We start from the raw sequence: 19227 nt of genomic DNA, 5'->3' as shown, positions 1-19227 counted from the left end.
AGCATGCTAAAAACGTCAGGCATCCATCATATCACCGCGATGGTCAATGATGCCCAACGGAATATCGACTTTATGCTGGTGTTCTGGGTTTAAGGCTAATTAAAAAAACAATCAACTTTGATCGCCCAGAAGTGTATCATCTATATTTTGGAAATGGAGCGGGTGACCCAGGAACGGTCATTACCTTCTTCCCTTGGGCAAAACAATTAAAAGGCAGAATGGGAACTGGACAGGTAGGTGTAATAAGTTGCCTTATTCCAAAGGGTACGACTTCATTTTGGGAGAATCGTTTAGGAAAGTTTAATATTGAATCCAACTCATCCATTCGGTTTGGAGAAAAATATATCCAATTTAATGACCCAGACGGATTGTTACTTGAACTAATTGAAAGAGATGAAGGACCTATCAATCATTGGAGTATTGGTGGGATTCAAGCAGAAAATGCGATTAAAGGGTTTGGCGGTGCGATTCTTTACTCTGCTCAGCCACATAAAACAACAGATGTACTCGAAAATGTGATGGGTTTAGAATGCATTGGTCAAGAAGGGGATTATCTAAGATTTAAGGCAGAAGGACATCTTGGAAACACCATTGATATTCAGCTTAATCCATCTGTCCGCGGTTTAATGGGGGCAGGTACTGTTCACCATATAGCTTGGAGAGCAAAGGATGAAGAGGATTTACTCAGATGGAGATCACTTCTTCAAGACAAAGGCTACTATCCAACAGAAATTCGAGATCGAAACTATTTTAAAGCAGTGTATTTTCATGAAGAGGGAGGCATCCTCTTCGAAATAGCTACCGATCCACCGGGCTTTTCTGTTGATGAACCTGTCGCTGAACTCGGTAAAAAACTGATGTTACCATCTTGGCTAGAGTCAAAAAGAGAAGAACTAGAAGAGACCTTACCACCTGTAGCGGTTCGAGTTCTGGAGGGAGATAAATAATGAAACATATTTTCAATAAGGGACAAAATACGTCAAAACCAACGTTATTACTGCTTCATGGTACTGGAGGCAATGAACTAGACCTGCTGCCACTTGCAGGAATGATTGATGATGAGGCAAATGTACTAAGTGTTCGTGGGAATGTATTAGAAAATGGAATGCCTCGGTTTTTCCGCAGATTGGCAGAAGGTATCTTTGATGAGGAAGATCTTATTTTTCGTACAAAAGAATTGAATGAGTTTTTAGATGAAGCTGCCGAAAAGTATGATTTTGATCGCAATAATATTCTAGCAATCGGCTACTCAAATGGAGCAAATATAGCTGCTAGTTTATTATTTCACTATCAACATGCATTAAAGGGTGCGATTCTTCATCATCCAATGGTGCCGCGAAAAGGAATGGACCTTCCTGATTTAACAGGGAAATCAGTATTTATTGCGGCGGGGACAAATGACCCGATTTGTTCTCCTATGGAATCTACAGAGCTTCTGTCTTTATTAGAAAAGGCAAATGCCAAGGTAGAACTTCATTGGGAAAACAGAGGGCATCAATTAACCAGTCAAGAAGTAGAAGCAGCAACAAATTGGTATCGAGAGAATTTTATAACAAAATAATAAAACTTAAGGGGAAATACGAAAATGTTAAAAAATGAAATTGGAGCACTTATTTTACGCGTTACATTAGGAGCAATATTTTTTATTCATGGAGTTGTTAAGTTTCAAGGTGGAATAGAGAACACGGCTGGCTGGTTTGAAAGCCTTGGCTTACCAGGAGCTGCGGCATATGGAGTTGCATTAATCGAAATTATTGGGGGTATCCTATTAATCATTGGATTGGCAACAAGACTTGTATCTGCTTTATTTGCATTATTAATGATCGGAGCAACAGTAAAAGTAAAATTAGCAATTGGATTTTTAGGAAATGGTCAAATGGCCGGTTATGAATTAGACTTAGCTTTCTTAGCTATTGCAGCATTTCTTGTAATTCATGGAAGCAAGCTATTCTCTTTAAGTCAACTAATCTTTCACAGGGATTCAACGAACGCAAAAGCACTTTAATATAAATATTAATTTTACTTCTCGATTAGTTTTTTAGTGGCAGCATGTTTGAAGATGATATTTTGACAAAAAAATACTTCGAATACAATTATCTCGAATTAAAAATATAAGCGTTAGGAAAGGTTGATTCAATATGACGAAAATTGGTATTTTACTTGGCTCACTACGGAAAGATTCTTTTTCTAAAAAAATTGCCGCTAATGTTGCAACTCTATTCCCTGAAGGATATAAAGCAGAAATTATCGAAATTGGAAATTTGCCTTTGTATAATCAGGACTATGATGATGAAAACAATGTACCGGAAGCTTATACTACTTTCCGTAATACTGTTAAGGAACTGGACGCTATATTATTCGTAACTCCTGAATATAACCGTTCAGTACCAGCTGTAATTAAGAATTCACTAGATGTGGGATCGCGTCCATATGGAGCAAGTGTATGGAACGGCAAACCCGCAGCCATAATCAGCCAATCCCCTGGTAACTTAAGTGGATTTGGTGCAAACCACCATTTACGACAATCACTTGTATTTTTAAATATGCCAATCGTTCAACAGCCGGAAGCTTATATTGGCAATGTATCAGCTTTATTTGATGAAAACGGTAAAATTAAAGATGACGGAACGGTCCAATTCTTACAAACATTCGTCAATGCGTTTGTTGAGTTAACTAAAAAATATCAAGCATAAGGAAATTTTAGGTAAGAAAGAGTTGGAGCATATAGCAGAAGAAATCCTGTTATATCTTCCAACTTTTTGTTTTGGAAGAAAGTAATAAAGCCCGATATTCATGACTAAGGAGTGACAGAATTTGATTCAACTTTATCCCGCAGGTACACGATACACAGTAAAAAATGATTGGCTAGAGAGTAATTTAAGTTTTTCTTTTGGTGAATATTATGACACTTCTAATATCCGATTTGGTCCACTGCGTGTCTTTAACGACGACACCGTCGAAGGTGGACGCGGCTTTGGCATTCATCCGCATCGCGAAGCAGAAATTGTTTCTATCGTATTAAAGGGGCAGCTTAAACATGAAGATAACTTGGGGAACTCTGGAATTATTAGCTATGGAAATATACAGCGAATAAGTGCTGGAACGGGAGTCCTTCATTCTGAATTCAATGCTTCCAATGATGAAGAAGTCCGATTTTTACAGCTTTGGTTTTCACCTAATGAAAAAAAGTTAACACCCTCCTATGAAGATATCTCATATGATGTTGAACAATTACAAAATAACTTATTACCTGTAATATCTCACACTGCCTCTGAGCGAGTGGCAGGAATTCATCAAGACTTAACCCTTTATTTATCAAAGTTAGACGGTAATAAGACGTTAAACTTTCAACAGGAAGAAGGCAGGAAGATTTACATCTTTACCATAGAAGGGGAAATTTCAATTAATCAGGATTTGATTTTAAAATCCCAGGATGCGGCCCGGATCACTGAAATTCATGACATTACGATTCAGGGGAATCAGGATAGTTTCTTTTTATTAATTGATTTGCCTGGGGGTGAATTTTAATGTTAATGATTCGTCACTCTATAGGAAGCCGATTGCTATGCCAAACTACTAATTACACGATTGAAAAGCAGGACGATTGTTGGCGAATCTCCTTACCTGTTGATAAAGAAACTGCTTTGACAGTTTTAAATTTTCAGGATGAATTAAACATATTTGAAGCAAGGGAAAAAGAAAAGACTTGGTATTACTCCTCTGATGCAAAAGTAAGTTTTAAACCCGAGGAAAAACTATTGGTAATCCTTGCAGATAATAAAACGGTCTATCCGATACAGTGATTACCCACTGGAATGAATATAAAAAGTGGGAAATGAACGATAACCCGAATAATGGACATACAAAAAAGTCCGTTATTCGGTTTTTTTGTATGTCCATTTTAGTGCAACCTGTTAATAATCAACACAATGATAGGAGTGTTGACTGATAATAAAGTTATTTAAAAACGTCCATTTTAAAGTTAGGCTGTGTTAAAGGTAAATGTTGATTTCACTCAATTTGAAAAATAGGCGGAGAAATTCCGTTTATTTCGGGAAATTCCCATATTTCCCTTAAAATAAGCGGAGTTTTTCCGGTTATACGCTCCAAAACGATGGCTTTTTGTCTTTTTGTGAACAGTTAGTCGGAATATCTCCGCTTATATCTGCTCCTTAAGCCTTCACTATCGACATTAGCCGGAAATTCTCCGCTTAAAAATTTTTCTACACGAAAATCAACAATGAATTATAAGAGAGTTTTTTCATAACAAAAAGGAAAACTAGGAAATAACTACTAAGAGTGTTTCATTGACAATAATACTAGATTAATATATTATTAATTAAAGATATCTTATTTAGAGATATTAAAACCTAAGATAAAAAGGAGATTTATATAAATGAATGTATTAGTAGTTAAAGCAAATAATCGTCCAGCTTCCGAAGCTGTTTCAAGTAAAATGTATGAAACTTTTATGGAAAACTTAGAAGGTGTAAATGTAACAACTTTTGATGTTTTCGCTGAAGATATGCCTTACTTTGGTCAAGATATATTCAACGCTTTTGGTAAATTAGAATCTGGCGAGGAAATGACTGATTTAGAAAAACGTCTTCTTGCAGCAAAACAAAAAGCAATGGATGCTCTTACAGCTGCTGACTTAGTTGTATTCGCATTCCCATTATGGAACTTAACAATTCCAGCACCATTACAAACGTTCATTGATTATGTATACCAAGCTGGTTTCACTTTCAAGTACGATGAAAATGGTCAAGCAGTCCAATTAATGACACATAAAAAAGCAATCATTCTAAGTGCTCGCGGCGGCGTTTACTCAACACCAGAAGCAGCACCAATGGAAATGTCTGCTACTTATATTAAAAACGTAGTTGGCCACGTATTCGGTATGGAAATCGTAGACGAAGTGATTATTGAAGGTCATGCTATGATGCCAGCTCAAGCTGAAACGATTATTGCTGAAGGTTTAGAAAAAGTAAAAGAAGTTGCAAAAAAATTAGCACCGGTAGCTGTTTAATTTTAATGAAATAAACAATAATAGATAAAACTAAAGGAGCTTGGATACCAAGCTCCTTTAGTTTATGTTTTGGACTAGAATGAAAGGGTGTTTATTGTGACCAACCATTTATATGACAAAGAAAATCTAAAAAATCTTAGTAAACTTAAAGAATTAGCGCCAGAGCAGCTGCAAGCTTTCTCTGAATTTAATAACGCAGTGATGAAAGAAGGCGTACTTAGTAAAAAGGAAAAAGAAATCATAGCGGTTGCCATTGCCCATGTAACAGAATGCCCTTATTGTATTGATTCACATACTCGTCGTGCAAAAGCAGAAGGAGCATCACTAGAAGAATTAGTGGAAGCAGTCTTTGTCGTAGCTGGTATAGAAGCTGGTGGAGTTGTAACTCATAGTACACATATACATAATGCGATGGACCCGGAAGCAGATGATTCCCTTTATCGACGATCAAATCTTAAAAATCTTATTCAATTAAATAAATTCGCCCCCGAGGGTTTTAGGAGTTATTCTGCTTTTAGTAGAACCGCGATGAAGGAAGGTACGTTGAGCGGAAAGTTTAAAGAAATCATTGCTGTGGCCGTTGCTCATGCAACTCAATGTCCATATTGTATAGATGTCCATACGAAAAATGCAATAAAGCTTGGAAGTACAAATGAGGAGCTTGGTGAAGCAGTACTGGTTACGTCCGCTTTGCTTGCCGGTGGAGCATATGCTCATCTTGCAAATTTAATTCAAAGCTATGGTGAATAACGAAAAGGTTTAAAAAATGAAATGAAAGACCTCTCTATGAAAAGTAGAGAGGTCTTTTAATCATAACCATTTATCTGCCCATTCCTCTAAAGTTTTGAGTGATCGGCCAAGTTCTGTACCCTTTTTTGTTAACGAATATTCGGTCCGTACCGGACGGTCTGCAATGACATTTCTTAACACAATTCCATTTTCCTCAAGCTCTTTCATCCGTTCATTTAATACTCTTTTACTTAAATCTGGTATAAAGGAATGAATTTCACTAAACCGTTTTGGCTCCTCCATTAATGTATGAATGATGAGGCCAATCCATTTCTTACCCATAATGTGATAGCACTCTTCAACTTTGCTGCATAATTTGTTTTCTGTATCCATCTATAAACACCCCTAAGGTTACTTGGTTATTATTAATAACTTTATTTTAATATTAGCAAAACCAAATATAAAAATAAAGTATTACTGGGACAAAATTACCAAATTAAATAGAATCTGTTCTTATTCGTTCACGAATTTGACACATATAAATTGATAGCTATATTTAAAAAAGTTAATATGGTTATATTAAGTTACCTAGTAACAAAAATACCATAGGGATTTTAATACTTGAGTAGATAAAACTAGGTTGTGTGGTGACAAGAAGAAGCAGATGCAGCCGCTACACAAGAAATGGAGTAGTAAGCATTTTTTCGCTTTTCCTAACTAAAGTGTGTTATTATTTTCCATAATATCAATTAGGAAAGGATGGACAGGATGTCAATCGAAAGTGTAAAAGCCCATTTCAGGCAATGGGACAAAGAACAAGATGTGATGGAATTTGACACTTCAAGTGCAACAGTGGATTTAGCAGCCGAAACAATTGGGGTTATCCCGGCCCGCATTGCAAAAACATTATCTTTTAGAGGTGAAGGGGAAAAAGCCCTTTTGATTGTCGCTGCCGGAGATGTGAAAATTGATAACAAGAAATTTCGTCATACCTTTGGGTTCAAGGCCAGAATGCTGACTCCGGAAGAAGTGCTGGAGCAGACCGGCCATGCAATCGGTGGAGTTTGCCCATTTGGATTACAAAATGAGCTAGATGTTTACTTAGATGTTTCAATGAAAAGGTTCGATACTCTTTTCCCAGCATGTGGCAGCGCCAATTCAGCGATTGAACTAACGAATGAGGAACTTTATCGTTATTCATATGCAAAAGAATGGGTAGATGTTTGTAAAGGTTGGAAAGAGTCTGAGCAAGAAGAGAAGGTTAGTTAAAAAGAGTATTATTTGCGAGGTATAATATGAAAGAAGAAAGACGTGAAGTGATCTACCGTCATGCTAAAAAATGGATTTTAGAGGCGGGAGAATTAATCCGCAAGAAAATAAATGATCCATTGATAGTTGAGACAAAATCAAATCCGAAGGATCTCGTTACAGCAATTGATAGAGAAACAGAATATTTTCTGGCAAAAAATATCAAGAGCACGTTCCCAGATCATTTTTTATTTAGTGAAGAAGGCTATGGCGAGGATTTAAAAACATTAGACGGCGTCGTCTGGATTGTGGATCCTATCGATGGCACGATGAATTTTGTAAAGCAAAAAAGAAATTTCGCTATCTCGATTGGGATTTTTGAAAACGGAATTGGTGAAATTGGTTTGGTCTATGATTGTATGGCTGGTAATCTTTACACAGCTTTGAGGGGCAATGGAGCGTATAAAAATGGTGAAAGATTACCTGATTTAGTCCCAAATCTTACGCTTGAAGAATCAATTCTTGATTTTAATCATTATTTGTTATGTGAAAATGAAGTAATTGATGAGCGTGTCATGCAATTGTTAGTGGAAAAAATTCGCGGAGCAAGATCGTATTGCTGTGCCGCTTTAGCACTTGCATATGTTGCAGAAGGGATTGTCGATGGTTATTTGACCAAGAAACTTGCGCCATGGGATATAGCAGGAGGAATGATTATTGCCAATGAAGTGGGGGCTGTTACAACCAAATTGGATGGGAATCCCGTCAATATGTTGATGAATGAAGCAACTTTAACATGCCATCCTGCTATCCAGAAAGAAATCATTCATGATTATTTGAAAAATGGGAAGAAGTAAATAGTAGATTTGTGGTGGGATTTTTCTTCCTATCATCATGACGCTATGAAATTAATTAAAAAAACTCGGATCTTGGGCTGTCTATAAGCACCCCAAGTGCGAGTTTTTTAGCTGATAGTAAAATATGAATTTTTCCAGCTTTATACTTTACTAATTCTAAAGAAAAACTAAATGGAAAACACCATTAATCTGTTCATTTTTCTAAAGAACTTAGGCAGCAAAAGCTCATCCGGACTGCCGGACAATGTGATCGGCTAGTCTTATAGCTAAAGCAGTATTTGAGAGAACTGGGCCCGCTGATGTTAGGCTAGGAAGGACACTATTATCGGCTATAAATAAACCTTCAACACCATGTACTTTACCATGACGGTTTGTCACCGAAGTAGCAGGATCTTCACCCATTCTACATGTACACGCTTCGTGCATGTCAGCACCAGGCGGCCTCACAGCCATAGTTTCCTCCATCAGAGTCACACCCATTGCATCTGCGGATTCTCGAATTCCTTTTGCTACTAGGTCTGCTGTTTGCCGGTCTTTGTTACTTAAAGAATACTGAACTTGCTGTAATGGTACACCAAATTCATCTTTTGCAGACGGATCAATAAATACTCTATTTTCAGCACGAGGTTCAACTCTACCGAAGGAAGCAAAGGCTATTATGAGCTGATCTTTTAATTCCTTATCTTCGAATTGCTGGTATGAAAAATATTGATCAGGCCCAAGAATTTGAATTTGATAAGGCGAATCGCTGGTCTCAAATTTCAAAATCGCTAAATTGCCAAGTTTATCAGAAAATTTTCTTCTACTAATTGTACCTACAGCAATAATCGAGACATGTCCGGTTAAATAATGACCTATTGCAGGCCCCTGAATTCCGGAATTGAGCAGTAAACGTGGAGTTTCTAAAGTACTCGCTGATACAATCACATTTTTTGCACGTATTGTGTGGGCTTTCTTGTCTGCTGTAAAGACTTCGACGCCAGATACTCTCCCATTTGATGTAAGTACGCGGGATGCATAAGCGTTTACCGCCAGGTCATAAGGCCGGTCGAACATGGCAGCCGCGAGTGCATTGATTGAACTATACCATGGATTTGAATGGACTTCTCCTTGCCGGGACGGTGTCATATCGAAAGCGAGCGGCATATCATCTGCTTCTAGAATACCTTCGCCATGAAGCTGTTTCATAAGTTTATTTTGCATCGATGAACCTTTTGCATAGTCCCTTGTAACATGTAATAATTTCTCTGCCATGCCATAATAGACATTTAATTCCCTGCGATGTATCGGCCATTTATTCAGTTCAGATTGAATAGGCCTAGGAGTCGCCGCATTCCAAAATAAGGACCTCCCACCAAGGGCATATACCATGGTCGCTCCGGAAAATTGTGGCAAGCGCTTGCCAAGTGGGGTTGAATTGTCAGGAAGCAGCTGGTCTCTTTCGGTACTAGAATTTTGGGTAGGAATATTGAGCGCGTGTGAATGGAATAGTTTATCTCCCTTCTCAATAATCCCAATTTTTTTTGCCCCTTGATTTTTCCAAAGTTCACACAATCGGTATAGTGCTGCTCCCCCTCCTGGCCCTGATCCTACGATAAGGACATCGTAATCAGTCTTGGCCATTTCTTCCACCGTTTTTGTTGGGATCCAATTCCCCTTATACTTAACGACCAAAATCATCCCTCCTCTGTACATGAACTTTATTCCATTTTAAAGATATGAAGTACAGCTAGGACAATATGTTAGGGTTTGTCATAATTATCAAAAAGCAGCGTAACCCCCCTATAAAATGGGTGTGACTCACTTTTTTACCTTACTTATTCTATGAAGAGAGGGGAAGAGCAAAGTGTATTTACTTCTATTCACCATGATTTATTGTTTAATAACACAGATTGTGAATATAGACTATGGACCTGCCATGGGAATTTATTTAATAGTTTTAGGCATTGTCAAAGGATTTTTAAGCGATGGAATTAAAGATGTCTTTAATTTCAACAAAACGAAGTACTTGTACGAAAAAAACGGATTTAAAGACTCTTTAATGGAGCTGTTGTCTTTAATGTTAATTTTTGTTAATTCTTATTTAATCGATTATGAACCCTTCTCTCTTTTCGAATTTGCTTATTTGTTTGCTGTCCTTGCATTTGTATACCGTTTTGTATTTTGGGGGATAACACGAATAATTAGGGAGATAATCTAATCCTATTAAGCTAATTGGTGTGTTAGCGTAAGTTCGGGGCTGTCATTTTGGCAGCTCTTTTTATTGTTGATTAAAACTCCTTTACTCGAATCAGGGATATAAACCACTATCCATTTCTTGCACCAATTGACAAGTGTGTTCATACCGTATATAATCGTTATTAACAGTTAAGTTAATGGGAAAATGTAGGTGTTTAGATGAATATCATCATTTCTAACAGTAATGATCAGCCAATTTATAACCAAATCAAAGAACAGATTAAGGAGCAGATTTTGCGGGGAGATCTGGCAGAGAAAACGCCCCTGCCTTCTATCCGCAAACTAGCAAAGGATTTACAAATCAGTGTAATTACAACAAAAAGGGCGTACGATGAATTGGAAAAGGAAGGGTTTATTGAAACCTTTCCTGGAAAAGGTTCCTTTGTTGCATCCCAAAATCACGAGTTGCTAAAAGAAAAACAACTAAAGCTAATTGAAGAGAAGTTAAGTGAAATTATCGAACATAGCAAGGCTTTTAATATTAGTGGGGATGAATTAATTCAAATACTTAAGCTGCTGTACGAGGAGTGATCAAAATATGGAAAATATCATGGAAGTAAACGGTGTCTCCAAGAGGCTCAAAGATTTTCAACTGAGCAATATTTCATTTGATTTCAAAAAAGGCTATATTATGGGATTGATTGGTCCAAACGGAGCTGGAAAAAGCACGTTGATTCGCTGCTTGATGGACTTAGCCAAGATCGATTCAGGGGAAATAAACTTGTTTGGAATGACGCACAGGGAAAACACGAAAGAAATTAAGCAACGAATTGGCTTCGTTTATGATGAAAGTCATTTTTATGAAGAGTTTTCGCTGGAGAAAAACAAGCGGATTTTTGCGCCTTTTTATAATAACTGGGATGACGAAACATTTTATACCTATACAAAAAAATTTGATCTGCCACTAAAGAAGAAAGTTAAACAATTATCGAAAGGTATGAAAATGAAGTTTGCAATCGCGATTGCTCTGGCCCATCATCCCGAACTGATTATTTTGGATGAACCGACGGCTGGTCTTGACCCCATTTTCAGAAGAGAATTGCTTGATATTCTCCTTGAAGTCATCCAGGACGAAAAGAAATCGGTTTTCTTTTCGACCCATATTACGACTGATTTAGAGCAGGTTGCTGATTTCATAACGTTTATTAATAATGGAGAAATCATTTTTAGTAAGGAAAAGGAAGCTATTTTTGAAGATTATCTGATTGTGAAGGGACCTAGAGAACTTGCCGAGAAGATCCAAAGCCTCAATCCAGTGGGTATGAGAAAAAGCGATGTAAGTATTGAAGCGCTCATTACCGACGTACGTAATGCTAAGCCCTTACTTCCCGAAGGCGTCCATGTCGAGCGACCTACGCTCGAAGACATCATGTATTACACGGTAAAGGGGATTACCTTATGAAGCAGTTACTGTTAAAAGATCTACAAACGCAAAGGTTATTTGGTTATCTATTTCCATTGTTATTTATTATGCCTTTTTATGTGAGTTCTTTAAATAGTGTTAACTATATCGTTATTTATGTTACGTATGTTTCCATTTGGCTTTCTGTATATTCCAACTTTGGCGCGGCTGCTTCAAACAGACAGGGGCTAAAGCTGATATTGAGCCTTCCGGTTACAAGAAAAAACCTAATTCAAGCGAAATACTATGCTGCATTCATGTGGTGGGGGATTAGCCTAATCAGTTACGGTACGATTGCTTTTCTTATTTTTATATGGACAAATAATACTCTTGGTTGGGGAACGATCGTTAGTTTGGTCTTATCGCTTTGTTCATCCTTCATCATCATCTCTGTCTTCTATCCTCTATATTTTGTATTTGGTTATCAAGTGGCGGCAGGAATCACGATGGGTATTCCCGCGTTGGCTTTTTTCGGGATAACTTTCTCGACGGTAATGTATGACGAAAATGACAGGATTTTACAGTTAGATCAATTTCTTACGGAGAATCTTTTGTTCTACTTATTATTTATTCTTGTGAGCATGATGATTACAATCGCTTCTTATAAGTTGTCAGTTGTTATTTTTGAGAAAAAGGATTTGTAAGGGGGACTAACATATGCTTAATGTAATAAAGATGAACATAAGGAGTATCCAAATTTGGGAAGTGATGATGATCACCCCAGCAATGTTTTTCCTTGCATTTATAGCAAGCCCGAATTTCATTCATCCTTATTATATGTGGATATTTTATTTAACATTTGGCCTAACTAGAATTTCCATCGATCCTAAAAAACACGAAAAAGTAAAGCGGACCATCTTTAGCTTACCCATTACGAAGAACGAATATATTAGGGCAATATATCTTCTTGTGGTTATCTGGTTTTTCTTCGCAACGATAGTTACAACATTCCTTGCCTTTATTATGGATCAAGGAATGGGATTTTTTACATTTGAATTATTGATGACCATATTTTTTCTGTTCCTATTTTTTAGCGCGATTTATTTGCCGGTTGGAATATTTTTTAAACAAGCAGGAATGATTATTCCCGTTGCCTTGATCATTTTCATCATCACCATTCGGGAGACATCAGGGTTCTTAGAGATCCATTTTCACCCGAGTTTATTCATTTCGGTTATCTTATTCGGTTTATCGTACTATCTTTCAACAAAGATCCTGAAGGGTAAAGAAATATCGTAAAATGGGCAAACGGGCGCCATTCTTTAATTAGAAAGCGTCCTTTGGGTATTTAATGGAATAAGACTAATTAACTAGGTTTCTTCTTAGTGTAATTTTCTAAGGTAATCTCAATCACTGCGATTATAGACGCTGCTATAACTTGGGTTACCATGCTAATATGAATTGATTGCATCAAGAGATTTAAAAAAGAAATTATGGACCAATTGACTAAAAAGTTTATCAAAAACTCAACTAACATAGTAGCAATATTATTAATAGAAAATGCTGAAACCAATATCATTAAGGCTTTTATCACAATCTCACCAATTAAACCAAGAAGAAAATAAAAGATTACAAATAGAAATAAAGAGTATAAAGACTCGTATTCCACTCCCAATAAATTAAAAACACCTAAAATACCAAAATAATAGATACCAAATACAAACGCAATTGGAAAAATAATTAATACTGAAATAACAGTCACGATCAAAAACTTCTTACCTACTGTTTCTTCTTTAAACGACTTATCCTCACTGTCCAAAATTATACACTCCTAAAAAATATAGATATTTCCATATTAACACTTATTTACCTTTTAGTACGAAAGGTTAGGTCTTGATAATTTTTTAAGGTTAACTTATGCTAGGCTTCTTTTTTTTGAAAAAAAGAAGATCTTAAAAACTTCCTAAACGGATACATCGTCTAATTATAGGAAGGAGTGAAAGAAGTGGAAGAATTGAGTATACATGGATTTTTATCAGAGGATAAAGAACTCTTAATGGATGAGATTATGCATCAATATGGACAAGAGATCTTACAGCTGACATATTCCTATGTGAATAATAGAGCGATTGCGGAGGATTTAACGCAGGATATCTTCGTTAAATGCTATAAAGGCCTCCATACATATAGTGGGAAATCTAAATTAAGAACATGGCTGTGGCGGATTGCCATCAATCATTGCAAGGATTTTCACAGAAGCTGGTACAACAGGAATGTCGTGATAGCGGGTGAAGAGTTACCTAGTAATGGTACCAAAAGAGAACTAGTAGAGCAGGCAGTGATTCAAAAGGAAGATGATGATGAATTAATAACGGCGATTATGACACTTCCGATTAAATATCGGGAAGTGATCTATCTCTTTTATTATGAAGAACTGCCGCTCAAAGAAATCGCACTGGTAATTGATGCAGGGGTGAATACCGTTAAAACCAGACTAAGACGGGCCAAAGAACTTCTGAAAGCAGAATTGGAGGAATAGGTGTGGAGGAACGTTTAAAGAATTTAAAGAAAGAAATGGATAAAAGGACATTCGATGGCTTGAGTTTTTCAGAGCAGCACCAAAAGGCAATACGAAAAAAAATAAGCCAATTGGAAGTAAGCGATGAGGAAATTTTGTTAGCCGTTATGCAGCTTCTTGTTCAAGAAAAAACAGGGCATGAATTAACCGGGCTTCTTCGAGGGCGGGGGATTCAAAAATTTGAAAATAATGAAGGTTTCTTGTATACCTTGTTACATCGCTTAGAGCATTCTGGCTGCATCGAAACTAAATGGGATAAAACTGGAGCCAAATATTATTGGTTAAAAGATAAAGGTAGGAAGTTATTAAACAAAGCCGAACAAAAGCGAACAAAACGACGATTTGTATTTAAGGAATTATTTGAGGGGTGAGCGATCATTGACGAATAATAAAAAACAGATTTTCTTAAATGAGGTCACTGACCAAATACGGTCAAAGGAAGCCAAAAATTATGTGGCGAACGAATTAAATTATCATTTAAAGGAAGCAAAAAGGATATGGGTGGAGAAAGGATTACCCGAGGGTGAGGCGGAAGAAAAAGCGGTCGAGCAAATGGGCAGTCCGACCAAACTGGGTATCCAGATGAATAAGCTTCATCGCCCAAAGGTGGATTGGTGGCTGGTTATTCTATTAGCCGTCGCTTTAGGACTTAGTTTCTTACCTATGATATCTCTGGGTTATATGGAAAGTCGTCACTTTTTAATTTTTAAGATACTTATAGTCATTGTTGGGATTGCTGCAGTGGCCATCTTGATGTTGATTGATTATCGAAAATGGGAAAAACATGGTTGGTTGTTTTATATATTGGGTATTTTCTTGCTGCTTATCTTACAATTCCCAAATGTCGTAATTAATGGTCTGCCGCTTTTTAAGCTTGGACCTGTTACCATCGAAAGCATGATGGCTGTACCGCTATTTTTTCTTGCATGGGCGGCGTTTTTTAATAATGAAAAGTTTAAAATTTGGCAGTTTGTTCTATTGCTTTGTATCCCAATGTTTTTATTCTTTTCATTACGGAGTATACCCATATCTTATATTTACTTTGTGATGGTATTTATAATGCTTTGGTGGAGTAAATTCAGCAGGAAAGTGATTATAACAATCTCGACGGCAATAGTGGGATCAATCGTACTTGCTAGTTTTCTCGTTTGGCAATTGGTACAACCATATCAGATGGTAAGAATTCTTGCCTTTTTGGACCCAGAAAACTATGCTGATGGTGCTGGATTCACCATTCTAAAGATCCAGGAATTCCTGTCAAAAGCTGGGTGGTTTGGAAGTACTACATCGGGGGAGTTTATTCCTGAAGCACATACAAATTTGGTTTTTGTGAGCTTTACCTATTACTATGGCTGGCTTTTTGCGATCGTACTAGTGGCAATCCTATCCCTTTTTGTGGCTAGAATGGTGGTTATCCTTCCAAAGGTAAAGGATTCCTATGGAAGGCTTCTTCTGATTGGCGGATTGGCCCTTTATGGTGTGCAGCTAGTTAGCAATATTGGTATGGCTTTGGGATTATTCCCATTAACATCGATGTCTTTGCCATTCATGAGTTACGGTTTGATGCCAACGGTTCTGAATGCCGTGATCATAGGTGTTGTGTTAAGTGTTTATCGCCGTAAAGATTTGGTATGTGTACGTTAGCTGAACATAGAAGGAACTCTGACAACAGCCTAATCCTGTTAACCAGAGTTCTTTTCCTTGTCAAAGCACGCTTTTTTAGAAGGTATGATATAATTAACTTGTAAAAGCTTGAAAAAATCATACGGATTGCTGAAAATATGACAGGGGGCTAAATGATATGGATATTGAACTTTTTATGCCAACCGAACTTTCAATAAAAGATAAAAATAGGACCATTAAAGGGAAGGTCGTTCGTGCCGCCATATTTGCAAAAAGCAAGGTAGTAGATGTTGTAACTGAGGACCACGATAGCTATTATTTCATTTACTATAAAAATTCCCTTGTTTATGGTAACAAGCTTGAAAAGGTGGAGAATGGCACATTTATCAACAAGGCTTTTAACGAAGGCTTGGTTATCAACGCTCCACATCCATTAGTAACTGCATTAATCCCCAATCTATCACTTTCAATTCCGAATAAAAATAAACTCTTCTCCCAGCTCGAAACTCATCATTCTCTCGAGGAAATCGCCTATATCGCCACCACACTTGACTCATTTTTTGAAAAAGATCAGCTAATTAAGATCATTGACAATTTCTATTTTCACTTTAGAAGAAACGGCAGTTTTATGAAGTCTTTTCAGGTCATTCAAATTTTACATGATTTTTCTCCAGTCTTGAAATCAGCGCAGGAACGATTAAACTTACATGATTTCCACAAGTACCGCGATTTTTATCAAACCTCACATTTACCTTCCATCCTTGACAAAGATCCACTTTTTGTTGAAATACAATGCTTCAAGGATCGATTTAATCCTGAAAAAAGAATCATTTTAGAAGATATCTTAAGTAAGCAAGATAGTCTAGTTGAGTTATTACTTTGGTTAGAAGATGCAGCAAGGCTTCAGAAAGTTCAATCCATTAAAAAGTACACGGCTAGTGCATTACGATTTGTCACGATGGAGGAATGGGTGCAAATCTTAGCCCAGGTAAAAATCAATCCATTTCTGGAGTTACCTGAATCAAAAGGGATATTGGAAAAAATGATTAAAAATGGTCATTATGAACGGGCAGCCTTGACTTTGTTGAACTTTATAGCTGATCTACCGGCATCTTATGATGAAATTCTAAGTAAAATATGGAGAAATTCCGATTCTAGATTTGTCATTGCGCACTTAGAAGAATTCATTTCATTGCTAAAACAGTTGCCAGAGGGTGAAACGCCAAAGGAATTAGATCAAAAGATTTTTCAAATTGTGGTAGTCCTGCTCGAAAGGCATGGACTAAAATCCGTATACGAAAAACTGTTACCTATTCAAAACTTTAATTTAGACGTCATTAGAAAAATCGGTAAAATGGTTGAATTGCTAGAGGATCCTGATCGGATGATGGAGTTAGGCGATTATTATGCGGAATTTAAACAGTATGATCAGGCCATCGATTGCTTCTTCTGGGAAATGGAGCTCCAGCCCCTGAATCCTTCGCCTGTTTGGAAAATCAGTAAAATGTATCAATTTAAAGGAATGGTGAAGGAAGCAGTGACCTATCAAAAAATTTATGAGCAATTGAAAGATCATCAAGAAATTAGTTAACCAAAGAGAGGAAGAAATCAACTTGATTTCTCCCTCTCTTTTTCTTATTTTAATGGGATCCAAATTTCAGAATAGTAGTCTGGGCTTGATGGATTTCCGTTTGTATATACTTCCAAGTCAGGGGTACCCGCATGCTTGTATTGACTGGATGGAAACCATTCTGAGAATATTTGTTTCCATGCGGTTTGCATCGCATCAGGCATGGCTCCGTGAACTTCAAAAACTCCCCACTTGGAAGCAGGGATCTTTAGCTCCAAAAGACCTTCAGGTGTGTTGCCGGTATGATCTGTTGCAATCCAGTAATCCATTAATTGAGATTGTGAATCTCGTTTATCCACACATACGCCAAGTACCCCTTTAATTTGGCCAGTATTCAATTGGAATAATAAATCGTTGGTTCCATCTGCATGAACATCATTCCACATTTTTGGTATCTCAACTTGATTTTGTCCATTGACGCATGAAAACTCACGCTTTACACCAACGATTTTAAAGCTTTCTTTTTCGATAATTTTGTAGTTCATCGGTTCTGCTCCTTTCAACTTTAGCTGAATTCTTATTTGTAATTCTATCTTATTTTCTGCTTTGTTTTAACAAATTTCCTATAATTATGGATTAGACTAATCAACATGTGTTGCTAATTCTGGTCGAGAGGCTGTAAAGTTCTAGAGGAAATTCTTACCATGGTGACACTGCAGGTTATGAGGAACCAAGGATTCATGGTAAAATGGTAAGATGACTACAAATAACGTGTATGAATAAAGCTACACGGTAGTGAAAAATTAATTTTATCATAAAAAGTGAGTTGAAACCTATGAATAAAGAGTCCATATATGGATTAACTATAGAGCAATTGACTGCATGGCTTTTAGATCATGGTCATAAAAAGTCTAGGGCATCACAAGTCTGGGATTGGCTTTATCGCAAGCGTGTCACAAATTTCGCTGACATGACCGGTTTGAATCAAGACTGTGTGCAATTACTAGAAGAACACTTTTCCATCCAAACCTTATCCCAGCATATAAAGCAGGAATCAGCGGATGGAACCATAAAGTTTTTATTTAAATTACAGGATGGTAATTTAATTGAAACGGTGATGATGAGACATAAATATGGTCTATCAGTTTGTGTCACCACCCAAGTAGGCTGTAACATCGGCTGCAGTTTTTGTGCGAGTGGATTATTAGCGAAAAGCAGGGATTTATCAAGTGGGGAAATTGTCGAGCAGATTATGAATGTTCAACTTCATCTCGATCAAATGGGTCAAGGCGAAACCGTGAGTCATGTTGTGGTAATGGGAATTGGTGAACCATTCGATAATTTTGAAAATCTGTTAAACTTTTTAAAGGTAATCATCGATCATAAAGGACTTGCGATTGCTGCTAGACGCATTACCGTATCAACCAGCGGTCTTGCCAACAAAATTTATGAATTTACTGATACCCAATTGCAGGTAAACTTGGCCATTTCCTTGCATGCGCCAAATAATGAACTGCGGACGCGGATTATGAAAATAAACCGCGCGATTCCGATTGAAAAGCTAATGGAATCGATGAAGTACTATGTAGAAAAAACAAACCGTAGAATTACTATTGAATATATTCTCTTGAAGGATGTCAATGATCATAAGGAGGAAGCCGAGCAACTTGGTGATCTTCTAAGTGATCTGAGTCCACAAGTTTATGTTAATTTAATTCCCTATAATCCTGTAGATGAACATAGTCAATATCAAAGAAGTGAGCATGAATCGGTCCTGACTTTTTATGATACCTTGAAAAAGCGGGGGATCAATTGCAAAATCCGCCAAGAACATGGGACCGATATTGATGCCGCGTGCGGACAGTTAAGAAGCAAACAAATTAAAAAGGCAGAAGCCCACTAATTATTTTTGATCCCTAGAACAAACATCCAATGAAAAGAAGCAGAAAAAACGAGGTGCCTAATCTCCAATGCAAATGCATGGGAAGATTTGGTGCCTCTTTTGGATTTTGG

Annotated in this window: 23 protein-coding genes and 1 pseudogene; 20 read left to right on the top strand and 4 right to left on the bottom strand. The window is 37.1% G+C overall.

Annotation, left to right across the window (positions count from 1 at the left end; all coding sequences use genetic code 11):
• Nucleotides 1-3: 3 nt before the first annotated feature.
• The 8 genes and pseudogenes from BLR86_RS10330 to BLR86_RS10295 all read left to right on the top strand — a co-directional run bounded on the left by BLR86_RS10330 (nt 4) and on the right by BLR86_RS10295 (nt 5779).
• Nucleotides 4-947 (top strand): annotated as a pseudogene (locus tag BLR86_RS10330) (ring-cleaving dioxygenase).
• Nucleotides 944-1561: an alpha/beta hydrolase gene (locus BLR86_RS10325; protein ID WP_090760991.1), complete on the top strand. Its 618-nt coding sequence runs from the start codon at nt 944-946 to the stop codon at nt 1559-1561. The pseudogene BLR86_RS10330 and the gene BLR86_RS10325 overlap by 4 nt, the downstream one beginning before the upstream one ends.
• 24 nt (nt 1562-1585) lie before the next feature.
• Entirely contained in the window at nt 1586-2005 is a 420-nt protein-coding gene (locus BLR86_RS10320; RefSeq protein WP_090760989.1) for a DoxX family protein, read from the top strand.
• A gap of 133 nt (nt 2006-2138) precedes the next feature.
• A complete protein-coding gene (locus BLR86_RS10315) occupies nt 2139-2693 on the top strand; it encodes an NADPH-dependent FMN reductase (RefSeq protein WP_090760987.1) in 555 nt (184 codons plus the stop codon).
• Between the two features lie 121 nt (nt 2694-2814).
• Nucleotides 2815-3528 carry a pirin family protein gene (locus BLR86_RS10310; protein ID WP_090760985.1) on the top strand — a complete coding sequence of 238 codons (714 nt, stop codon included), beginning with the start codon at nt 2815-2817 and terminating at the stop codon, nt 3526-3528.
• The gene (locus BLR86_RS10305) at nt 3528-3803 is read left to right on the top strand and encodes a hypothetical protein (protein WP_090760983.1); all 276 of its coding nucleotides are present in this window, start codon (nt 3528-3530) and stop codon (nt 3801-3803) included. Before BLR86_RS10310 ends, BLR86_RS10305 begins: the two co-directional genes overlap by 1 nt.
• Before the next feature lie 593 nt (nt 3804-4396).
• On the top strand, nt 4397-5029 hold the full coding sequence (locus BLR86_RS10300; protein WP_090760981.1) for an FMN-dependent NADH-azoreductase: 633 nt from the start codon (nt 4397-4399) through the stop codon (nt 5027-5029).
• Nucleotides 5030-5125: 96 nt separating this feature from the next.
• A complete protein-coding gene (locus BLR86_RS10295) occupies nt 5126-5779 on the top strand; it encodes a carboxymuconolactone decarboxylase family protein (protein ID WP_090760980.1) in 654 nt (217 codons plus the stop codon).
• A 60-nt stretch (nt 5780-5839) separates the two neighbouring features.
• On the opposite strand, the gene BLR86_RS10290 is transcribed toward BLR86_RS10295, so the two are convergent.
• The gene (locus tag BLR86_RS10290) at nt 5840-6151 is read right to left on the bottom strand and encodes a winged helix-turn-helix transcriptional regulator (RefSeq protein WP_090760979.1); all 312 of its coding nucleotides are present in this window, start codon (nt 6149-6151) and stop codon (nt 5840-5842) included.
• Between the two features lie 375 nt (nt 6152-6526).
• On the opposite strand from BLR86_RS10290, the gene BLR86_RS10285 reads away from it, so the two are divergent.
• Nucleotides 6527-7027 carry a YbaK/EbsC family protein gene (locus BLR86_RS10285; RefSeq protein ID WP_090760977.1) on the top strand — a complete coding sequence of 167 codons (501 nt, stop codon included), beginning with the start codon at nt 6527-6529 and terminating at the stop codon, nt 7025-7027.
• Between the two features lie 26 nt (nt 7028-7053).
• Entirely contained in the window at nt 7054-7863 is an 810-nt protein-coding gene (locus BLR86_RS10280; RefSeq protein WP_090760975.1) for an inositol monophosphatase family protein, read from the top strand.
• Nucleotides 7864-8088: 225 nt separating this feature from the next.
• On the opposite strand, the gene BLR86_RS10275 is transcribed toward BLR86_RS10280, so the two are convergent.
• Nucleotides 8089-9537, bottom strand: a complete 1449-nt coding sequence (locus BLR86_RS10275) for a GMC oxidoreductase (RefSeq protein WP_254782290.1) — start codon at nt 9535-9537, stop codon at nt 8089-8091.
• A 172-nt stretch (nt 9538-9709) separates the two neighbouring features.
• On the opposite strand from BLR86_RS10275, the gene BLR86_RS10270 reads away from it, so the two are divergent.
• The 5 genes from BLR86_RS10270 (at nt 9710) to BLR86_RS10250 (ending at nt 12742) form a co-directional block, all read left to right on the top strand.
• A complete protein-coding gene (locus tag BLR86_RS10270) occupies nt 9710-10063 on the top strand; it encodes a hypothetical protein (protein ID WP_090760971.1) in 354 nt (117 codons plus the stop codon).
• A 197-nt stretch (nt 10064-10260) separates the two neighbouring features.
• Complete coding sequence (locus BLR86_RS10265) at nt 10261-10632, top strand: GntR family transcriptional regulator (RefSeq protein WP_090760970.1); 372 nt, start codon at nt 10261-10263, stop codon at nt 10630-10632.
• A 7-nt stretch (nt 10633-10639) separates the two neighbouring features.
• Nucleotides 10640-11503 carry an ABC transporter ATP-binding protein gene (locus tag BLR86_RS10260; RefSeq protein WP_090760968.1) on the top strand — a complete coding sequence of 288 codons (864 nt, stop codon included), beginning with the start codon at nt 10640-10642 and terminating at the stop codon, nt 11501-11503.
• Nucleotides 11500-12147, top strand: a complete 648-nt coding sequence (locus BLR86_RS10255; protein ID WP_090760966.1) for an ABC-2 transporter permease — start codon at nt 11500-11502, stop codon at nt 12145-12147. Before BLR86_RS10260 ends, BLR86_RS10255 begins: the two co-directional genes overlap by 4 nt.
• Before the next feature lie 13 nt (nt 12148-12160).
• Complete coding sequence (locus BLR86_RS10250; RefSeq protein ID WP_090760964.1) at nt 12161-12742, top strand: ABC-2 transporter permease; 582 nt, start codon at nt 12161-12163, stop codon at nt 12740-12742.
• Between the two features lie 67 nt (nt 12743-12809).
• On the opposite strand, the gene BLR86_RS10245 is transcribed toward BLR86_RS10250, so the two are convergent.
• On the bottom strand, nt 12810-13262 hold the full coding sequence (locus tag BLR86_RS10245) for a YrvL family regulatory protein (RefSeq protein ID WP_175492842.1): 453 nt from the start codon (nt 13260-13262) through the stop codon (nt 12810-12812).
• 186 nt (nt 13263-13448) lie between these two features.
• Here BLR86_RS10245 and BLR86_RS10240 point away from each other — a divergent pair, with 186 nt between their 5' ends.
• The 4 genes from BLR86_RS10240 to BLR86_RS10225 all read left to right on the top strand — a co-directional run bounded on the left by BLR86_RS10240 (nt 13449) and on the right by BLR86_RS10225 (nt 17235).
• A complete protein-coding gene (locus BLR86_RS10240) occupies nt 13449-13982 on the top strand; it encodes a sigma-70 family RNA polymerase sigma factor (protein WP_090760960.1) in 534 nt (177 codons plus the stop codon).
• A 2-nt stretch (nt 13983-13984) separates the two neighbouring features.
• Complete coding sequence (locus BLR86_RS10235; RefSeq protein ID WP_090760958.1) at nt 13985-14392, top strand: PadR family transcriptional regulator; 408 nt, start codon at nt 13985-13987, stop codon at nt 14390-14392.
• 7 nt (nt 14393-14399) lie between these two features.
• Complete coding sequence (locus BLR86_RS10230; protein WP_090760956.1) at nt 14400-15665, top strand: FtsW/RodA/SpoVE family cell cycle protein; 1266 nt, start codon at nt 14400-14402, stop codon at nt 15663-15665.
• A 157-nt stretch (nt 15666-15822) separates the two neighbouring features.
• Nucleotides 15823-17235: a hypothetical protein gene (locus BLR86_RS10225; protein WP_090760955.1), complete on the top strand. Its 1413-nt coding sequence runs from the start codon at nt 15823-15825 to the stop codon at nt 17233-17235.
• Between the two features lie 44 nt (nt 17236-17279).
• On the opposite strand, the gene BLR86_RS10220 is transcribed toward BLR86_RS10225, so the two are convergent.
• Nucleotides 17280-17759, bottom strand: a complete 480-nt coding sequence (locus BLR86_RS10220; protein WP_090760953.1) for a GyrI-like domain-containing protein — start codon at nt 17757-17759, stop codon at nt 17280-17282.
• 290 nt (nt 17760-18049) lie between these two features.
• Between BLR86_RS10220 and rlmN the strand changes: the two genes are divergently transcribed.
• A complete protein-coding gene (gene rlmN / locus BLR86_RS10215; protein WP_090760952.1) occupies nt 18050-19117 on the top strand; it encodes a dual-specificity RNA methyltransferase RlmN in 1068 nt (355 codons plus the stop codon).
• Nucleotides 19118-19227: the final 110 nt, after the last annotated feature.

Source organism: Bacillus sp. OK048, from assembly GCF_900103525.1.
Classification (GTDB): domain Bacteria; phylum Bacillota; class Bacilli; order Bacillales; family Cytobacillaceae; genus Neobacillus.
The sequence above is the reverse complement of the archived record's forward strand: the minus strand, read 5'-3'. Positions and strand labels throughout refer to the sequence as shown.

Excerpts from the sequence above, each read along its gene's own strand:
- BLR86_RS10320 (WP_090760989.1), top strand. The coding sequence starts at position 1,586 with ATGTTAAAAAATGAAATTGGAGCACTTATTTTACGCGTTACATTAGGA.
- BLR86_RS10315 (WP_090760987.1), top strand. The coding sequence starts at position 2,139 with ATGACGAAAATTGGTATTTTACTTGGCTCACTACGGAAAGATTCTTTT.
- BLR86_RS10305 (WP_090760983.1), top strand. The coding sequence starts at position 3,528 with ATGTTAATGATTCGTCACTCTATAGGAAGCCGATTGCTATGCCAAACT.
- BLR86_RS10300 (WP_090760981.1), top strand. The coding sequence starts at position 4,397 with ATGAATGTATTAGTAGTTAAAGCAAATAATCGTCCAGCTTCCGAAGCT.
- BLR86_RS10290 (WP_090760979.1), bottom strand. The coding sequence starts at position 6,151 with ATGGATACAGAAAACAAATTATGCAGCAAAGTTGAAGAGTGCTATCAC.
- BLR86_RS10285 (WP_090760977.1), top strand. The coding sequence starts at position 6,527 with ATGTCAATCGAAAGTGTAAAAGCCCATTTCAGGCAATGGGACAAAGAA.
- BLR86_RS10280 (WP_090760975.1), top strand. The coding sequence starts at position 7,054 with ATGAAAGAAGAAAGACGTGAAGTGATCTACCGTCATGCTAAAAAATGG.
- BLR86_RS10265 (WP_090760970.1), top strand. The coding sequence starts at position 10,261 with ATGAATATCATCATTTCTAACAGTAATGATCAGCCAATTTATAACCAA.
- BLR86_RS10260 (WP_090760968.1), top strand. The coding sequence starts at position 10,640 with ATGGAAAATATCATGGAAGTAAACGGTGTCTCCAAGAGGCTCAAAGAT.
- BLR86_RS10255 (WP_090760966.1), top strand. The coding sequence starts at position 11,500 with ATGAAGCAGTTACTGTTAAAAGATCTACAAACGCAAAGGTTATTTGGT.
- BLR86_RS10250 (WP_090760964.1), top strand. The coding sequence starts at position 12,161 with ATGCTTAATGTAATAAAGATGAACATAAGGAGTATCCAAATTTGGGAA.
- BLR86_RS10225 (WP_090760955.1), top strand. The coding sequence starts at position 15,823 with ATGGATATTGAACTTTTTATGCCAACCGAACTTTCAATAAAAGATAAA.
- BLR86_RS10220 (WP_090760953.1), bottom strand. The coding sequence starts at position 17,759 with ATGAACTACAAAATTATCGAAAAAGAAAGCTTTAAAATCGTTGGTGTA.
- rlmN (WP_090760952.1), top strand. The coding sequence starts at position 18,050 with ATGAATAAAGAGTCCATATATGGATTAACTATAGAGCAATTGACTGCA.